Source organism: Shimia sp. SK013 (genome assembly GCF_001292625.1).
GTDB lineage: Bacteria > Pseudomonadota > Alphaproteobacteria > Rhodobacterales > Rhodobacteraceae > Shimia.
In genome coordinates, this window is sequence record NZ_LAJH01000014.1 from 114,633 (window position 1) to 130,578 (window position 15,946).

The 15,946-nt window shown below is 59.9% G+C and carries 19 protein-coding genes; 10 read left to right on the top strand and 9 right to left on the bottom strand.

The annotated features are described in order from the left end of the window. Window positions 1–190: 190 nt before the first annotated feature. Window positions 191–898, top strand: a complete 708-nt coding sequence (locus SHIM_RS14095) for a hypothetical protein (protein ID WP_054003317.1) — start codon at window positions 191–193, stop codon at window positions 896–898. A 39-nt stretch (window positions 899–937) separates the two neighbouring features. Here the strand turns inward: SHIM_RS14095 and SHIM_RS14100 are convergent, their stop codons facing one another. The 3 genes from SHIM_RS14100 to SHIM_RS14110 form a co-directional block, all read right to left on the bottom strand. Then, a complete protein-coding gene (locus SHIM_RS14100) occupies window positions 938–1,585 on the bottom strand; it encodes a 2-hydroxychromene-2-carboxylate isomerase (RefSeq protein WP_054003318.1) in 648 nt (215 codons plus the stop codon). Between the two features lie 45 nt (window positions 1,586–1,630). Then, a complete protein-coding gene (locus SHIM_RS14105) occupies window positions 1,631–2,608 on the bottom strand; it encodes an oxidoreductase (RefSeq protein WP_054003319.1) in 978 nt (325 codons plus the stop codon). Between the two features lie 81 nt (window positions 2,609–2,689). Then, window positions 2,690–3,337, bottom strand: coding sequence for a sulfotransferase family 2 domain-containing protein (locus SHIM_RS14110; protein WP_054003320.1), 648 nt, complete (start codon window positions 3,335–3,337; stop codon window positions 2,690–2,692). A gap of 112 nt (window positions 3,338–3,449) precedes the next feature. On the opposite strand from SHIM_RS14110, the gene SHIM_RS14115 reads away from it, so the two are divergent. Next, window positions 3,450–4,334 carry an alpha/beta fold hydrolase gene (locus SHIM_RS14115; protein ID WP_054003321.1) on the top strand — a complete coding sequence of 295 codons (885 nt, stop codon included), beginning with the start codon at window positions 3,450–3,452 and terminating at the stop codon, window positions 4,332–4,334. Window positions 4,335–4,338: 4 nt separating this feature from the next. Here the strand turns inward: SHIM_RS14115 and SHIM_RS14120 are convergent, their stop codons facing one another. After that, a complete protein-coding gene (locus SHIM_RS14120) occupies window positions 4,339–5,097 on the bottom strand; it encodes an NAD(P)H-dependent oxidoreductase (RefSeq protein ID WP_054003322.1) in 759 nt (252 codons plus the stop codon). 72 nt (window positions 5,098–5,169) lie between these two features. Beyond that, a complete protein-coding gene (locus SHIM_RS14125; protein WP_054003323.1) occupies window positions 5,170–5,832 on the bottom strand; it encodes a DUF2161 domain-containing phosphodiesterase in 663 nt (220 codons plus the stop codon). Window positions 5,833–5,928: 96 nt separating this feature from the next. Here SHIM_RS14125 and SHIM_RS14130 point away from each other — a divergent pair, with 96 nt between their 5' ends. Both SHIM_RS14130 and SHIM_RS14135 read left to right on the top strand, forming a co-directional pair. After that, window positions 5,929–6,933 (top strand): TraB/GumN family protein, encoded by a 1,005-nt coding sequence (locus SHIM_RS14130; protein WP_054003324.1) that lies wholly within the window; start codon window positions 5,929–5,931, stop codon window positions 6,931–6,933. Window positions 6,934–7,051: 118 nt separating this feature from the next. Continuing rightward, window positions 7,052–7,966, top strand: coding sequence for a manganese-dependent inorganic pyrophosphatase (locus SHIM_RS14135; RefSeq protein WP_054003325.1), 915 nt, complete (start codon window positions 7,052–7,054; stop codon window positions 7,964–7,966). 148 nt (window positions 7,967–8,114) lie between these two features. Here the strand turns inward: SHIM_RS14135 and SHIM_RS14140 are convergent, their stop codons facing one another. Then, complete coding sequence (locus tag SHIM_RS14140) at window positions 8,115–9,020, bottom strand: alpha/beta hydrolase family protein (RefSeq protein WP_054003326.1); 906 nt, start codon at window positions 9,018–9,020, stop codon at window positions 8,115–8,117. After that, a complete protein-coding gene (locus tag SHIM_RS14145) occupies window positions 9,020–9,478 on the bottom strand; it encodes a MarR family winged helix-turn-helix transcriptional regulator (RefSeq protein WP_054003327.1) in 459 nt (152 codons plus the stop codon). Before SHIM_RS14145 ends, SHIM_RS14140 begins: the two co-directional genes overlap by 1 nt. 157 nt (window positions 9,479–9,635) lie before the next feature. Between SHIM_RS14145 and SHIM_RS14150 the strand changes: the two genes are divergently transcribed. From SHIM_RS14150 to SHIM_RS14175, 6 genes are all read left to right on the top strand, one after another. Further along, window positions 9,636–10,364: a hypothetical protein gene (locus SHIM_RS14150; RefSeq protein ID WP_054003328.1), complete on the top strand. Its 729-nt coding sequence runs from the start codon at window positions 9,636–9,638 to the stop codon at window positions 10,362–10,364. A gap of 168 nt (window positions 10,365–10,532) precedes the next feature. Continuing rightward, on the top strand, window positions 10,533–11,408 hold the full coding sequence (locus tag SHIM_RS14155) for a TIGR01459 family HAD-type hydrolase (protein ID WP_054003329.1): 876 nt from the start codon (window positions 10,533–10,535) through the stop codon (window positions 11,406–11,408). Window positions 11,409–11,530: 122 nt separating this feature from the next. Continuing rightward, on the top strand, window positions 11,531–11,974 hold the full coding sequence (locus SHIM_RS14160) for a MaoC family dehydratase (protein WP_054003330.1): 444 nt from the start codon (window positions 11,531–11,533) through the stop codon (window positions 11,972–11,974). Window positions 11,975–12,025: 51 nt separating this feature from the next. Further along, window positions 12,026–12,958, top strand: coding sequence for a bifunctional riboflavin kinase/FAD synthetase (locus tag SHIM_RS14165; protein ID WP_054003331.1), 933 nt, complete (start codon window positions 12,026–12,028; stop codon window positions 12,956–12,958). Next, window positions 12,955–13,428, top strand: coding sequence for a YcgN family cysteine cluster protein (locus SHIM_RS14170; RefSeq protein ID WP_054003332.1), 474 nt, complete (start codon window positions 12,955–12,957; stop codon window positions 13,426–13,428). Before SHIM_RS14165 ends, SHIM_RS14170 begins: the two co-directional genes overlap by 4 nt. After that, window positions 13,428–14,474, top strand: coding sequence for a threonine aldolase family protein (locus tag SHIM_RS14175; protein ID WP_054003333.1), 1,047 nt, complete (start codon window positions 13,428–13,430; stop codon window positions 14,472–14,474). Before SHIM_RS14170 ends, SHIM_RS14175 begins: the two co-directional genes overlap by 1 nt. Here SHIM_RS14175 and SHIM_RS14180 read toward each other — a convergent pair. Beyond that, complete coding sequence (locus SHIM_RS14180; protein ID WP_054003334.1) at window positions 14,471–15,268, bottom strand: alpha/beta fold hydrolase; 798 nt, start codon at window positions 15,266–15,268, stop codon at window positions 14,471–14,473. The two genes, SHIM_RS14175 and SHIM_RS14180, sit on opposite strands and share 4 nt — an antisense overlap. Window positions 15,269–15,271: 3 nt before the next feature. Further along, window positions 15,272–15,871 carry a 2-hydroxychromene-2-carboxylate isomerase gene (locus SHIM_RS14185; protein ID WP_054003335.1) on the bottom strand — a complete coding sequence of 200 codons (600 nt, stop codon included), beginning with the start codon at window positions 15,869–15,871 and terminating at the stop codon, window positions 15,272–15,274. Between the last annotated feature and the right edge of the window lie 75 nt (window positions 15,872–15,946).

Consider the following 15,946-nt stretch of genomic DNA (forward strand, 5'->3'; position numbering starts at 1 on the left):
ATGACATCGCCAAGCTCACTGCCCTTTGCACCGGTTGAAACGACGCAATGCGCCCTCCCGTGGGGAGGGTCGGGCGCGACCCGGGGCCTGCGGCCTATTCCGGGCCATCCCAAGACGCCACCTACGCCTTTCCCCCATTGACCCAACCCGCCAATTCTTCATTCTCCCCACAAAAACCATCAGGCGCACTATGACCATCCCTCTGAACCATCCGATCTGGCCCAATCTATACGGCCCCTACGACCGCGAAGACATCTCCCCCATCCTCTCACAGCTCTCCCAAGCCTGGGACCAAGACCTCGCCGACGACCTCTATTGGGAAAAGCTGCACCATCAGGATACGCTCTACCCCGTCACCTTCGCTGCCCTACCAATCCTCTGGCGGATCGCCCCGCGTGATTTCATCAACCTCAACTTCTTCGCCCACATCCTCAGATGCACGGCCCACGGCATCGAAAGCGCCTACGAACACGGCCGCTACTACCCCGACCCCAGCCTTGAAGACGCCGCGCAACAAGCGCTGCTGACCGCACAGGAACAGTGGTGGGTCGGCAACCAACACGCCATTGCCGAAGCCTGCTTAAACGCCCTGCCCCTCGCACAAAACGAAACACAGATCACCTACCTCCTCTGCGGTCCCTGCGCCACGCGCGACGCCAGTGCACTGAGCTTCCTGATGGAGATGATCGGACAGGACTATGGCGACGACGATATTGACGAGGCAATCTCGCGTCTCACTGCCAAAGACATGACCGCCGCTGTCGCCCTGTTGCCACACATTGAAGACGTGTCACCAACCTTCGCAAAATCCGTGCGGGAGGCTCTGCTCAGAGCACCGAACGACGTGCAAAAGGATAGCCTGACCCGCGACACCGACACGCCGGATCTTTTCGCCTGACACATCGGGGGGGGGGCGTCTTGCGAGCGCTCTTCTATGTCACCCGTCCACCGGCGGGTTCTTGAAGCTGCTCACTGCAAACGGCTGCGCCACAGCCCGCTCCACCAACTCCAGATGGTCCTGTCCGTAAAACATATCGCCGTCCACGAAGTAGGTCGGTGAGCCAAACACTCCACGCGCCAGCGCCTCCTGGGTGTTTTCCTCAAACACCGCCTGCACATTCGGCGTCATCGCCGTCATTATCAACGGCGCGGCATCCACGCCCACAGTCTCTGCAACCCGTGCCAAATCCTCGGGGTTCGCCAGATCAGTGTCATCACGCCAATGCCCCTGCAACATCGCAAACGACAGCGCATCCACATCCAGCCCCGCCTGCTCTGCGGCAATCAACATACCGCTCGACAGATGCAGCGCGTTGTCATGATACGTCGGGCGATGCGCGATCACCGGCACCCCGCGATATTCCGCCCAGCGTTCAATCTCGCGGCCAAAGAAATAATCCACATGCGCCTGCGTGCGTCCTGCAAAAGACAACCCACCAGCGGCCTCGACCACAGGTGACAATGCGAACGGACGATGGATCAGACGACAATCGTGCGCTTCGCAAATCTCCGCCAACTTTTTGGCTCCGAGATAGGCAAAGGCCGAATGTGTTGAGTAGAAATATTCAATGTCTCGCAAAGTCATTCGGGGACGCTATCACCACGCACCCGAATTTCAAACGCGAACCACCTAAGCCGCGTTCAGCAAGACCTCACTGACCGCCCAAAGCCGCTCTGCCGCCTCGTCATCCGTGGCGTGGTCATCCACCCCGAAATACCGCGCGGTCGGGCTGTCGGGATCGGTCGGCACGGCAATATTGCAGTCCTCGCAATAGACCCCCGCCTTGCCTTCCAACAGTGGCGAAGTCGCCGCCCACAAGGACGTCGCCGCCCCCTGCTCAGGCGACTTAAACCCCTGTTTGGCCAACTCTGATGGCTCGCCATCTTCCCCAAGCCAGCCCAGCGCGATCATCTCTTCTTTTGGCAGATGCCGCTGGAGCGGCGTGAAAATCCCACCCGGATGCACCGAGAACGCCAACCCGTCGGTCACTTTCAAACGCCGCGACAGCGCGTTGGCAAACAGCGCATTGGCAGTCTTGGCCTGCCCATAGGCCTGCCATTTGTCATAGTCGGACGTTTCATACTGAATATCATCCCAGCGTATCGGCGACAGCTTGTGACCGGTCGACGACAACGATACCACCCGCGGTGCCTCTGCTGCACTCAGCAAACCCATCATCGCCTGGGTCAGCGCGAAATGCCCCATGTGACACACGCCAAACTGGCTTTCCCAACCCGGCCCGACGCGCTCCATCGGACAGGCCATGATGCCTGCATTGTTGATCAACAAATCCAGCTTGGGCAGCGCCCCCGCCACCTCGCCGGCAAACCGCGCGACCGACGTGATGTCCGCCAGATCCATCGGCAAAGCCATCACATCACCGGCAACACCCGTTAGCGCCGCCTCGGCTTTCTCCGGCGTGCGCACCGGCACGACAACCTTCGCCCCGCGCCCTGCCAAAGCGCGCACCGTTTCCAGCCCCAAGCCGCTATAGCCGCCAGTCACCACCGCCGTCTTGCCGCTCAGGTCGATCGCCGCAACAACATCTGCCGCATCCGGCCGCGCGCCAAAGCCATGTTCCACCGGTATCTGGTCAGATTTCGCCATGTCACTCTCCGTGTTACCAATTATTGTTGGGCATGACCTGAGTCCGAAAAACCTGCAAAACAATTGCAGATCGCGCCAATCTCAGCGCTCAAAGCCAAAGGCTTCAAAATCATCGCGATGCCGCGCCCAGATCAAATCCTTTTGCGCCCGGGTCAACGCCTCTGCGGTAAACCCCGGTGCCTCACGTTTGATGTTACGGCGTGGCAAGGTCACCTCGTGGCCAAATATCTCGCGAAAAATCGGCGCAATCCCTCCCACCAGATCCGCCTGATCCACCAAATAATCCACCATCAAGGCGCCGCTGGCGTCCATCACATAATCCACCTGCGGCGCAAAATGGCGGGCATAATCGCTCAACGGATCTTCAAAATCCTGCTGCAGAAACGCTTCAAACCGCCGCGATTGCAGTACCGGCACATATTGCGCGACCCAGTCAACAGCCCCCATGCGATAGACATATTCCGACACCATCCGCGCATAGGGATGCCGGATCACTGCAAACTTGGTAAATGCGTCAAACTCAGCCTGCGACACAAATCCCAACTCGACATATTCACGCGCAAACAAATGCGCCAAACGTTCCGGCTGTCCTGCTGCGCCGTGCCGCATCAACAACGCGCCGCGTTCCTCCCAACTCAGGCCAAGATCGCCAAGAAACGCCGTGGCCACGCTCTGCCCACCGGTCTTGGGAATATGCACAAAGATGGTCTTGTGGGCGCGTGACAACATGGGCCGCACAATTGCAATCCGGCACCTTCCCGTCAACCAAGAGACAGTTTTAGCAACCGCATTTACAAGCCTCGCCAAAGCGATACTGTGCGCCCAACACGGGGAGAGACAAATGCAGATCACCGCCAACGGCATTTCACTGGAATACGAAACTCACGGCCCCAAGGATGGCCCCCCGATTGTGCTGATCCGTGGCCTCGGCTCGCAAATGATCCATTGGCCGTCCGAGCTTTACGAAGGCCTCGCCGCCCGCGGCTACTATGTCGTTCGTTTTGACAACCGCGACGTCGGCCTGTCACAACGCTGCCCGCACCCCGACGCCCCCGGCGACGCCGATGACATTCTGGCCCGCGCCGCCGCGGGTGAACCGATCACCGCCGCCTACACCCTGCCTGACATGGCCCGCGACGTGACCGGCCTGATGGATGCGCTCGACATCAAAACCGCGCATATCTTTGGCATCTCGATGGGCGGCGCCATCGCCCAGTATCTGGTGACTGATCACGCCGACCGCCTGCGCTCTGCCACCATCGTCATGACCGCCGCGCGGCCTCTGATCGGCTCCGACCAAGCCGCGACCATGCTGCCCGCCCTGCTGTCACGGCCTGTTGGCAAAGACAGATACGTCGCAGGCTGGATCGAAGAACACGCCACCAACGGCAGCCCGGGCTTCCCGATGACAGAGGACGAAATTCGCGCCGAGGCGGAACTGGCTTACAGTCGCGGCGTGGACGCCGACGGCATCAACCGCCAAGTCCTTGCCGTCATTGACGCTTCGGACCGCCGCCCCGCGCTGGCCAAGGCCACATTGCCCTGTCAGGTCATCCACGGCGAAGACGACGCGCTTATTCCAGTGGAACTTGGCGCCGAAATCGCCGCCACCATCCCCAATTGTCCGTTCCACCGGATTGCGGGGATGGGCCACATCATCACGCCAAAACTGGCGCCACAGATTGTGGACATTGCGGACAGTTTCATCACGACGTCCGGCCGTTAGGCCGTCACGCGTGCCGCACAAAGGCTGAATAACTCGGCGCACCGGGCTTAAGTCGTCCAGCGTCGTCAAAGTCGCCGTCGCTGTTAAACGCGATGCGCGGCTGGTTATCCCACGCCGCAATCACATCGGTCTGTGCCGCAATCAGCTGCCCCAGTTGGGCTTGCAAAGCCGCCTCGTCCGCGCCCTCGTGATAGCCGTGCACCCCATGCACTGCGACGGGTTCAAGCACCTGCATGCCAAGATAGCGAAACGTCTGCGCCAACGGCCACAGCTGCAATGCCAGATCGCCTTCTTTGCCGTCCTGGCCGCACTCCGCCGCGCTGGCCCCCGTGCTAACGCAAAACAAAACAGACATGTCGCGACACATTCCGGCATCGAACCGTTGATCTACCGAGTGCAACACGCCCTGCACCAAAACCCGATCACACCAGCCTTTGATCACAGCTGGCGGCGCGAACCACCAGATCGGGAAATGCAGGATGATCCGGTCTGCCGCCTGCACCTTGGCCACTTCGCCAGCAACCTCCAGCGGCAAGTCTCCTGCCTGCCCGGCGGCCTCCTGCGCCTTGAGCGGATCAAAAACACCGCTGCTGGACGCACCGTAATGCGCGGCGCGCTCCACCGCATCAAACCCCATCGCACAGAGGTCAGAGCGTAAAACCTCATGCCCTGCCGCCTGCGCCGCCGCCACGCTGGCCTCGGCCCACGCGTTGGTAAAACTGCCTTCTGATGGATGTGCGCTTACAACCAGAACTGTGCCCATTGCCTCATCTTCCTCTTGCCTCAAATATCCCGGGGGTTTGGGGGCTGGCCCCCATCGGCACCCTCCGCCGCGCTACGCCGACCTGTCGGCCAAAGCCGCAACGCCTGCTTCGCTGAGCATGTAGACGCCGGTCTGAACTTTCTCAAACCAGCCATAATGATTGTCCCGCATCACAGTCGTCGCACGCTTAACGCCCGCGCCTTTGGCCACATCCTGTCCGCGACTGGCCCCGTTGCCTTCCAGAAACGTTGCGCATTTTATCGCGTCCTGACGGTACACCGTCACCCGCGCGCCCCGCGTGCCGCCAACGTTTGGGTCGCCCTCAAGCCGTGAAAACGCCGCCAGCAACCGCGCCTTACGCAGCTTCGATTTGCGCGGCTGAAACGGTCCCGGATCGGCGTGCACTTCGACGGCGCCGTCCTGCAGCCGCACACTCAGAACACCCAACCCAAGCCGTCGGCACAGCCCGACATTGGCCTTGAACGCTTTATACCCCACACGCCCCTTCCAGCGCGGCACCGCGACATAAACCGCATCCGTGATCGCCTGCCGCGCCACCGCCTGTTGCAACAACGTCAGCGAAAACTGCAACTTCAACTCAACGATAATCGGATCCTCGCCATCCCGACAGGCCACAACATCCGCTGCGCCCAACTCGGCCTTCACCTCAAATTCACGCGCCTCCAGCCAGGCCTTCACGGGCGCATAAAGCGCGGTTTCTTTCAGATCGCTCATGCCCCACACCTAGCGTTTTTGCGCGCCGCTGCAAACGCCCGCTTGCTCCCGCTCCTCTGCCTGCTACCCTCGCGCCAAACTGACAAAGGTCCACTCATGCGCACGTTGCTCTCTGCTCTCGCTTTCACGCTCTTCGCCACCACACTGCACGCGGCCTGCGAGGGCCCCGACGCGTTCTTGCAACTGCCCAATAGCACGCAAACCGACCTGCGTGCCCGCGCGGCGCAAGTGCCTTACAACACAGGCACGCTTTGGCAGGTCGAAAAGGATGGTGTCACCTCGACGCTTGTCGGAACATTGCACATTTCCCACCCCAAACACGCCGACACCATCGACACCCTGCTTGCGATGGACGTTGCCGCCAGTCAGGTTCTGCTGGAACTCACCACCCCCGCGCAGTCTGCATTTCAGAGACACCTTGTCGAGAACCCCGACGTTTTTCTGATCGAGCAGGGCGACAGCCTGATCGACCGTCTGGGGGACGCCCATTGGGCCACGCTTTCGTCAGAACTGCAAAGCCGCGGCATCCCGCCTTTTATGGCTGCACGCTACCAGCCGTGGTTTTTGGGCCTGACACTCGCCATGCCGCCCTGCGCCATGGCTGAAATTGCTGCGGGCAGTAAAGGTCTCGATCACATGATCGAACAAATGGCGCACGACCTTGACCTTCCGACGGACTCGCTGGACAGCACAGAAGGCCTGCTCGCCATCCTCGCCAGCGACCCGCTGGACGTGCAAGTCAAGGAAATGATCTGGTCTTTGGAACTTGATCTGTTTGAAGACACGACGACCCAGTTTCCCGCAATGATCGCGCTTTATGAGCAGGAAGAAATCCAACTGATATGGGACCTTGGCCGCCACATGGCGCTGGCCCGCGCCAAAGACGATGCCACCGCCCGCGACCTCGCCGCCCTACTGGCCGAGGTGCAGGCCGAGCTGATTGAGAAACGCAACCGCCAATGGGCGGATCGGCTGATCCCAGAGCTGGTCACAACCGCCTCAATCGTCGCGGTCGGCGCGTTGCACATGCCGGGCGAAGCCGGCCTTTTGCGCCTTCTTGAGACCGCGGGCTACACCGTGTCGCGCCTGCCGCTGCGCTGATCGATCCGCGCATAAGCGCAGCAATGTCGCAGCGCAGCATGCCTGCGTGACAAAGCGGTTGCGCGGGCCTATAACGCGCCCAAATCCGCCCTTTTGTATTGTTTTGAGGACTCCCATCATGACCACGCAGGTTTTTGGCCACAAATCCCCCGACACCGATTCCACCGGCTCCCCGATCATCTGGGCCTGGTATCTGAACGAAGTTCATGGCACCGCCGCCGAAGCCAAGCTTCTGGGTGAGCCCAACACCGAAGCCGCATGGCTGCTTGAGCGCTGGGACCTGCCCAAGCCTGCAATCATTTCCGATGTTGAGGCCGGTGCACCGGTTGTCATCGTCGACACCAACAACCCGGCTGAACTGCCCGCCTCGATCAACGACGCAGACATCCGCGCCATCATCGACCACCACGCGCTGGTTGGCGGCCTGAAAACCAAAGGCCCGATCGACATCGCGATCCGCCCCGTGGCCTGCACCGCGACCATCATGTATGACCTGATGGGTGACATCGACATGCCCGACTGGATCAAAGGCACCATGCTGACCTGCATCTTGTCTGATACGCTGGAATTCCGCTCGCCCACCACCACAGACCACGACCGCGCGGTGTGCGAAAAACTGGCCGTTGATCTTGGGATCGACATGCCATCCTACGCAGCCGAAATGTTCGCTGCGAAATCGGATGTGTCGTCTTTTGCCGACGCCGAACTGCTGCGCATGGACTCCAAAGAATACGAAGTCGACGGCACCAAATTCCGCGTCTCTGTTCTGGAAACCACATCGCCCGCCACCGTGCTCGACCGCAAAGCCTCGCTGATGGACACCATGACCACGGTTGCATCCGAGGACGGCGTCGATCAGGTCCTGCTGTTCGTTGTCGACATCCTGAACGAGGAAAGCACGCTCTTGGTGCCAAACGATCTGGTAAAATCGGTTGCGGCAAAATCCTTTGACGTCACTGCAGACGGCGACGCGATTGTATTGCCCGGCGTTGTAAGCCGCAAAAAACAGATCATTCCAAACCTCAAAGTCTGAGCCTGATCTGACCCAAAAAGAAAAGCCGGCCCTGCAACGTGGCCGGCTTTTTCTTTTGCTCAAACGCGTTTGTTGAGGTCAAAGGGCTGCGCCTGTCTGGGCTGGCGCAGCCCGCCCTGTCGTTCGGACAAGGTCTCAAAGTCTCGCCCTACTTCTTCACTGCCCCGTCCGGCAAAGCGCCCCTTTCAAACCACTCCCAAATCTCGCCCCACAAAGCCTCGCGCCCTTTGCGGAACGCCCCTTCGTGGCCCACGCGTTTGGCACCCAATTCTTCGGGCGTGCGCACCACCAGATGCTTCTCGGCATGCCGATAGTGCCCCAACGTGTCGCTGCACGCCGTCGGCGTCGCGATCCCATCATCGGGAAACACCCATGCACAAATCGGCGCCTGCGGCTGGTCAAACCGGTGGTCATATTTCCCTGACGCCAAATCCGGCAAAAGGTAGCTCCGCCGCCCGCTCCATCGGCGCCATGTCTTGAACACACCGGGCGGCAGCGCCTCTCCGGCCCACAGCCCACCGCCGCGCACGAACCCGAACCGCGCCAGTTCCATCGCGCCAAAGCCCCACCAGAAAAACAGCTCCAACGGAATGCGCAGCTTGTGATGCACGCCCCAATGGCCACTGCCGACCGACACAAAAGCGTTGCGCGCGATTTTGTCGCCGTTCTTCATGAACCCCACAAATTGCCCGCCAATCGAATGGCCCACCGTCATCACCGGCAAACCCGGCGCGGCCTTCGCCAACCGCTCAAGCGCGGCCGTCATATCCAACTGGCCCCAGTGCGGGTAATCAATGCCGCAGTTGGCCAGATCCTCGGCACCACTGTCACCAATCCCGCGAAAATCATAGGTCAGCACCACCGCGCCCTGCGCGGCAAACCACGCCGCCGCATGGCGATAAAACCGCCTCGGAAACCCTGTGCCCGCCGAAATCATGATCGCCATCTTCGGCTCCCGCCCGCGAAACAGGCTGCCCGCCAGCGTCCAACCATCTTCGGCATCAAACACAATCTCTTCCGAGGTCACGCCCTCAACATCCGTACCATCCAACATCACTCGCTCTCCTCCTTGGCGGTCTGGGCCAAAACATCCTCGGCGTTCTCCGCCAGATGTTTCAGAAACCGTCCGATCACGTCTTGTTCTTCGTCCGAGAATGGCGCCAACAGCGCCGCGTTCATCTCTTTGACCACCGGATTGGTGCGCGCGATTACCGCCGCGCCCTGCGCTTGCAAAAACACCCGCACCATGCGTCCGTCCGTTGCGTCTTTCTCGCGCCGCACCAAGTTGCGCTCCGCCATCCGGTCAATCATCCCGCTGACACTGGGTTTGCCCATCGACAGCATTTTGGCCAGATGGCCCGCCGTCAGCCCGTCATTCATCGACAGGGCAAACAACACACCATGCTGTGCCAACGACAGCTCTGCCTCGGCCTTGGTACGCCGATCCGCCGCCCGCGCCAGCGCGGCATAAGCCCGGTTCATCAAATAGAATATCTTGGGCGATCGCTTCATGTTGTTCGCATCCGAATTACCTCAATTTAGTTCGCACACGAACTACCGAGTCGCGCAAGCTCTAATCCCGATGACGTTCCGTCACCCAATCCTTGACATTTGATCGCCACACAGTGCCTCTATCGACAAGGCCACACACGCAATGGCAGGAACACCAATGAGCTTCTCCGACCTCTTTGACTGGTTCGATCACGTTTATATCGTGAACCTGCCAAACCGTGCTGACCGCCGCGCCGAAACCACGCAGGAGTTCGCCCGCACCGGCGTCGCAATTCCCAACGACCACGTCACGTTTTTTGCCGCCACGCGGCCCACCGACAAAGGGGAGTTCCCCTCCCTTGGCTCGCTCGGCAACATGATCTCGCAAACCCGCGTGCTGGCCGAAGCGCTGGAAATCGGCCACGACCGCGTGCTGATTTGCGAAGACGACCTGCACCTGCTGGACGTGGCGCCGGACGCCGTCGCTGCCGTTCTTTCTGATCTGCAAAAGCACCCCTGGACCATCGCCCTTCTCGGCTATCTGGAACCCGAAACGCCGCCTACGGGCCACACGGGCTTGATCCACTGGCACGACGGCACGCTTGGGGTGCAATTCTGGGCGATTCAGGGCCGCGAAAACATTCAGGCGTTCCACGACTACCTTGTTGCCGTGCGCAATCGCCCCTCTGGTCACCCCGATGGGGGCTCCATGTTCTTTGATGCCGCTTTCAATATGGTGCGCACCAAGGTTCCCGGCACTGAATTCCGGCTGGCGACACCTAACCTCGCGGGGCAACGCAGTTCGCGCACCGACATTCACGCGCTGAAATTCTATGACAGGATTGAGCCGTTCAAAACCATCGCTGGTCTAATGCGCCGTGTGCTGAACCGCCGCCGCCGCGACTGATTTCCTGCTGCGCTGCGGCATCGACGTTTTCGCGAAATCGACACTCCCGCGATACCGACGCAATACCGACGCGTTGCCGATAGCCGTTTTGGCGCAAAACCACTGGCACCGCCCCCGCACCCCTGCCATACATCAGCCAAGCAAAACGCCCGCGCACAGGACAGCCCAATGACCCAGATCATCTCCGCCCTTTCCGAGATTTCCGACCGTTACGACGCCCTGTTCGTTGATCTTTGGGGATGCGTACACAACGGCATTACGGCCTATCCAGACGCCGTCGCCGCGCTGCAAGAATACCGTGCCAAAGGTGGCGTTGTGGTGCTTGTGACCAACTCACCCCGCCCCCGCGCCAGCGTCGCACAACAGATGCTGGACTTCGGTGTGCCAACCGACGCTTATGACACCATCGCCACTTCCGGCGACAGCGCGCGCTCTGCCATGTATCAGGGTGCCGTGGGCGAAAAAGTCTACTTCATGGGCGAAGCAGAACGCGACGCCGACTTCTTTAAGCCACTGGATATATTGGATAACCCTACAAACATTCAGCGCGTTGCGCTGACCGAGGCCGAAGGCATCGTCTGTTGCGGCCCGTTTGATCCAATGGCCGATCCCGATGTGAACCGCGCGGATTTTCTCTATGCCAAAACCAAGGGCATGAAGCTGCTGTGCGCCAATCCCGACATCGTTGTCGACCGCGGCGAAGTTCGGGAATGGTGCGCCGGCGCATTGGCGCGGCTCTATACGGAAATGGGCGGCGAAAGCCTCTACTTTGGCAAGCCTCATCCACCGATCTACGATCTCGCGCGCCGTCGCCTGACCGCGTTAGGAAAATCGATACCGTCCCATGCCATTCTCGGCATCGGAGACGGCCCCCAGACCGACATCATTGGTGCAATGGGCGAAGACATCGATTCCCTCTTCATCACCGGCGGCCTCGCCGCCACAGAAACCAAAACGACGCACCAACCGGACCCATCCGCCCTAAGTAATTATATCGAAACAGAAAATGTCTCTCCGCAGTTCTCCATTGGTCAACTGCGCTGACCCAAAAAACACTTGATTTTCTGCGACTGCGAAGTAATAAAGTTGCCAGTCGTGATCGAATACGGTCTTAAAATTACCAAAGCCCCTTCATTGCGGGCCGCAATCGAAGCCTCGGAGGCCCCATGTTGGACAACTTGCCACGCGGAACCATCTTTATCGAAGACCTCGAAGTCGGCATGACTCGTTATGTGCGCAAGACCGTGACCGATCAGGATATTGAGATGTTTGCAGCGGTTTCAACGGACCACAATCCCGTGCATTTGGACGACGAGTACGCCGAGGAATCAATGTTCGGCGGCCGCATCGCACACGGAATGCTGACCGCTGGCCTGATCTCGGCTGTCATCGGCGAACAACTTCCCGGCCATGGCACGATTTACATGGGCCAAAGCCTGAAATTCCTCGCCCCCGTGCGCCCAAACGAAACCGTTTTGGCCGAGGTCACTGTAACCGACATCGACATGGCCAAACGCCGCGTTCGCATGGACTGCGCCTGCTCTGTTGATGGCAAAAAGGTTCTGGCAGGCGAGGCTACCGTGCTGGCCCCATCGCGCAAGCTGGACTGACGATACATCCAACCTCTTGCATGACGCTTTGCAACCCGCTACGCCGAGCCTATGCGGATCATTCGAGACTACAAATACGTTGCCCCCGAGGACAAAGACGCCTCAGTTGCTATCGGCAACTTTGACGGCGTGCATATCGGCCATCAATCGGTGATCGACCTTGCCCGCAAGGCCGCACCGGACGCCCCTTTGGGCATCATGACGTTCGAACCGCATCCCCGAGAATACTTTGCCCCCGACGCGCCTGCGTTTCGCCTCACCAGCGCAGAAACCCGCGCGCACCGGCTGGAAAAACTCGGCGTCAAACGGCTTTACGAATTGCCCTTTAACACCACTCTCTCCAGCCTCACGCCAGAAGAGTTCGCCCGCGATGTAATCGCCGATGGTTTGGGCCTGTCGCATGTGGTCGTCGGCGCTGATTTCTGCTTTGGCAAAGGAAGAGCCGGAACCGCACAAGATCTTGAAACCTTTGGGAAAGACCTCGGCTTCGGCGTCACCATTGCTCCACTCGTTCAGGCTGACGATGGTCAAGTGTCGTCCACGTCGATTCGCACCGCCCTCACCGATGGCCGCCCCCGCGACGCAGCCAAAATGCTCGGCCACTGGCACCGCATCGACGGTCCGGTGATTGGTGGCGAACAGCGCGGCCGTGATCTTGGATTTCCGACAGCCAACATGTCCATCGACGGGCTGCACCAACCCAAACACGGCGTCTATGCCGTGCTGGTTGATGTGCTCGACGGCCCCCATGCGGGCAGCTATCACGGCGCGTCGTCCATAGGCGTACGCCCGATGTTTGGCACCAATACTGCCAACATTGAAACCTTCCTTTTTGACTTCTCCGGCGACCTTTACGGCGCAACGCTGTCGGTCGCTTTGGTCGACTATCTGCGCCCAGAGCAGAAATTCGACGGCCTCGATGCCCTGATCGCTCAAATGGACCGTGATTGCGCGCAGTGCCGCGACATCCTGGCCGCACTATGAGCCGCGACCCCATCGAACGCGACAAGCTGAAACCTCGGTTTTGGGAAAAGAAGAAACTCGCTGACCTATCCAAGAAAGAGTGGGAAGCGCTGTGTGACGGCTGCGGCAAATGCTGCCTCAACAAGCTTGAGGATGCAGACACCGGCAAGGTCCACCTGACCCGCGTCGCCTGTCGCATGTTGGATGACGAAACCTGCCGCTGCACCCAATATCCGATCCGCCACCAGTTTGTGCCTGAATGCATCGTTCTCAAACCGTCAAATCTGGACGACCACGCCTACTGGATGCCGCAAACCTGCGCCTATCGCCTGCTATGGGAAGGCAAGCCACTATATGACTGGCACCCGCTGGTTTCCGGCCGCGCCGAAAGCGTGCACGAGGCTGGCGTGTCGGTTTATCAAATGACAGTATCCGAGTTTGAAACGCCCGAAGACGACTGGGAAGACCACATCATCGAGGAACCTCTCTAATGCATTTTGCCTCCGACAATTCCGGCCCCGCGTTGCCACAGGTCCTGCAGGCCATGACCGAGGCAAACCAAGACTTTGCCATGGCTTACGGCGCGGATGCGATCATGGACGAAGTCCGCACCCAGATCCGCGATGTGTTTGAGGCGCCAGAGGCTGCCGTTTATCTCGTGGCCACTGGCACTGCCGCCAATTCGCTGGCTTTGGCAACATTGACCAAGCCTTGGGAAACCGTGTTTTGCGCCTCCGTGGCCCACATCCACGAAGACGAATGCAACGCCCCCGAATTCTATTCCGGAGGCGCAAAACTCACGCTTGTGGGACAAGATGACAAGATGACCGCGGCTGAATTGCGCGCGGCCGTCGAAGCCGAGGAAACCCGTGGCGTGCATGGTCCACAACGTGGCCCCGTGTCGATCACGCAGGTCACCGAACGCGGCACAATCTACACGCTCGACGAACTCACCGCGCTGTGCGATGTCGCCAAATCCCACGACCTGCCGGTTCATCTGGACGGCGCGCGGTTCACCAACGCGATGATGGCGCTTGGCTGTACACCGGCCGAAATGACGTGGAAGGCCGGCGTAGACGTCGTCTCCTTTGGCGGCACCAAGAACGGCTGCATCGGCGTTGAGGCGGTGATCTTCTTTGACCCCAAACACGCTTGGGAATTTGAACTGCGCCGCAAACGCGGGGCGCACCTGTTTTCCAAACACCGTTTCCTCTCGGCACAAATGAAGGGCTATCTGGCTGACAATGCGTGGATTAACGCCGCGACTCAGGCCAACGCCAACGCCGCGCATCTGGCAGGAGGCCTGCAGGCAATAGATGGCGTCAGCTTTGTGTACCCGCCCCAAGCCAACATGCTGTTTGTCGCCATGCCACGGGCCGCACACAAACGCCTGTTTGCCGCTGGCGCGGAGTATCACATCTGGTCCGGCAGCCTTGAGGGCGACGATCCAAACGAGATGGTCGAGGCGCGTCTGGTCTGCGACTGGTCGATCACGACCGATCAGATCAACCAGTTTCTGGATATCGTGAAAGGCTAAGCTGCAGCGCCGATTGTTTGGCGCACTTCTGCAGCCACGGCGCGGGCATGGGTGATCGCGCCCATATGACCAGCGCCAGCAATCGTCGCCCGTCGTCCGTTCTTTACCATCGCAGCCAAGCCATCACAGGCGGGTTTCATGATCGGAGGCGACAGCGCCCCATCCATCACCACACATGGCACGGCAACTTGGCCGAGCCGCGGCATCACTTGACCGATGTCTTCCAGCACATCCTTTTGTGATGCGACAACAACTGGTACCTGCCGAGCAAACGTCGCGCGAGTTTCGGCATTCAGCTGCTCCCAGGGCGTGCCATCCCCCCATTCTTCCACAAACATCCGCACTGCGCCTTCTGGATCGCCCGCCTCGTACAAGGCGATGACTTTCGACATATGCGCGTCGTTCTTGGCAACTTCCTCTGGTGCTCTGTCTTTGGCCGCCAACATCGTCACAGGCTCAAACAGCGACAACGAACGCACCATTTCCGGCCGTTCAATTGCCAACCGCAGCCCCAACAGACCACCATAGCTGTGGCCAATGACATCTACCGGCCCGTCCAGTTTTTCCAGAATGGCGTCCAGCATGAACTGCCCAGCCAAGGTGCCGGCCTGATAAGCATCGCTGCGCCCATGTCCCGGCATATCCGGCGCCTGAATCGTCAAAAGATCACCGAGCTCGGCGCCGATCCCGCGAAAAGCGCCCGAATGTCCAAGGTTGCAATGCAACGCCAACGCAGGCCGAGCGCCTTCGCCCAGCCTGCGCCAGTACGTCTTACCGTCAAAGTCCAAAGACATGCCCTAGAGTTTGCCCGCCAGATGCAGATCCAGATCTTCCAGGCGATCCTGTCCCCAAAAACGGGCACCGTCGTCTACAACATAAAAAGGTGCACCAAAGGCGCCAGCCGCAACCGCGTCCTCTAGGTTCTTGGCATAGGTTTCCGCCCCTTCCAGCAAACCGCTGTCGGCCAGATCCGGATCAAAGCCTGCCGCTTGCAGGCAGTCACGAATAACTGCGTCGTCCGCCACGTTCTTTTCTTCGACCCAGCAGGCCCGCGTGATGCCGTGCGCCAAGGCGCCAAGATCACCGCCACCGACATTTTGCGCGGCGATAAAGGCATAAGAGGACGGCGCCATATTGGTCGGCCAATGCGCGGGTTTCAGGTTGAATGGCATGTCCAGCTTTTTGGCCTGCCGCACCAGTTCCTGCGCGCGATATTCCTGACGGCTCGCGTGACGATCCTTGGGCGGCGTGCCGCCGGTCCGGCCAAACTGCGAGATGATATCCAACGGTTTATAAGTGATGGTTGCGCCATGTTTGGTGGCGATTTCCTCCAACCGCGTTCCCGCAAGGTATGTGTATGGAGAAATTGTCGCAAAATAATAGTCGATATGTGCCATTTGGCCCTCCCGCCGCGCCTCGATGCTTTGCGAGACCCTAGGGCCATGCTAAGCGGTTGGCAACGTCACGAATCT

Bases quoted from the DNA above. Each gene is read 5' to 3' on its own strand.
- SHIM_RS14095 (WP_054003317.1), top strand. From the start codon at position 191: ATGACCATCCCTCTGAACCATCCGATCTGGCCCAATCTATACGGCCCC.
- SHIM_RS14175 (WP_054003333.1), top strand. From the start codon at position 13,428: ATGCATTTTGCCTCCGACAATTCCGGCCCCGCGTTGCCACAGGTCCTG.
- SHIM_RS14145 (WP_054003327.1), bottom strand. From the start codon at position 9,478: ATGAAGCGATCGCCCAAGATATTCTATTTGATGAACCGGGCTTATGCC.
- SHIM_RS14180 (WP_054003334.1), bottom strand. From the start codon at position 15,268: ATGTCTTTGGACTTTGACGGTAAGACGTACTGGCGCAGGCTGGGCGAA.
- SHIM_RS14155 (WP_054003329.1), top strand. From the start codon at position 10,533: ATGACCCAGATCATCTCCGCCCTTTCCGAGATTTCCGACCGTTACGAC.
- SHIM_RS14100 (WP_054003318.1), bottom strand. From the start codon at position 1,585: ATGACTTTGCGAGACATTGAATATTTCTACTCAACACATTCGGCCTTT.
- SHIM_RS14165 (WP_054003331.1), top strand. From the start codon at position 12,026: ATGCGGATCATTCGAGACTACAAATACGTTGCCCCCGAGGACAAAGAC.
- SHIM_RS14170 (WP_054003332.1), top strand. From the start codon at position 12,955: ATGAGCCGCGACCCCATCGAACGCGACAAGCTGAAACCTCGGTTTTGG.
- SHIM_RS14120 (WP_054003322.1), bottom strand. From the start codon at position 5,097: ATGGGCACAGTTCTGGTTGTAAGCGCACATCCATCAGAAGGCAGTTTT.
- SHIM_RS14185 (WP_054003335.1), bottom strand. From the start codon at position 15,871: ATGGCACATATCGACTATTATTTTGCGACAATTTCTCCATACACATAC.
- SHIM_RS14135 (WP_054003325.1), top strand. From the start codon at position 7,052: ATGACCACGCAGGTTTTTGGCCACAAATCCCCCGACACCGATTCCACC.
- SHIM_RS14130 (WP_054003324.1), top strand. From the start codon at position 5,929: ATGCGCACGTTGCTCTCTGCTCTCGCTTTCACGCTCTTCGCCACCACA.
- SHIM_RS14115 (WP_054003321.1), top strand. From the start codon at position 3,450: ATGCAGATCACCGCCAACGGCATTTCACTGGAATACGAAACTCACGGC.
- SHIM_RS14105 (WP_054003319.1), bottom strand. From the start codon at position 2,608: ATGGCGAAATCTGACCAGATACCGGTGGAACATGGCTTTGGCGCGCGG.
- SHIM_RS14140 (WP_054003326.1), bottom strand. From the start codon at position 9,020: ATGTTGGATGGTACGGATGTTGAGGGCGTGACCTCGGAAGAGATTGTG.
- SHIM_RS14150 (WP_054003328.1), top strand. From the start codon at position 9,636: ATGAGCTTCTCCGACCTCTTTGACTGGTTCGATCACGTTTATATCGTG.
- SHIM_RS14110 (WP_054003320.1), bottom strand. From the start codon at position 3,337: ATGTTGTCACGCGCCCACAAGACCATCTTTGTGCATATTCCCAAGACC.
- SHIM_RS14160 (WP_054003330.1), top strand. From the start codon at position 11,531: ATGTTGGACAACTTGCCACGCGGAACCATCTTTATCGAAGACCTCGAA.
- SHIM_RS14125 (WP_054003323.1), bottom strand. From the start codon at position 5,832: ATGAGCGATCTGAAAGAAACCGCGCTTTATGCGCCCGTGAAGGCCTGG.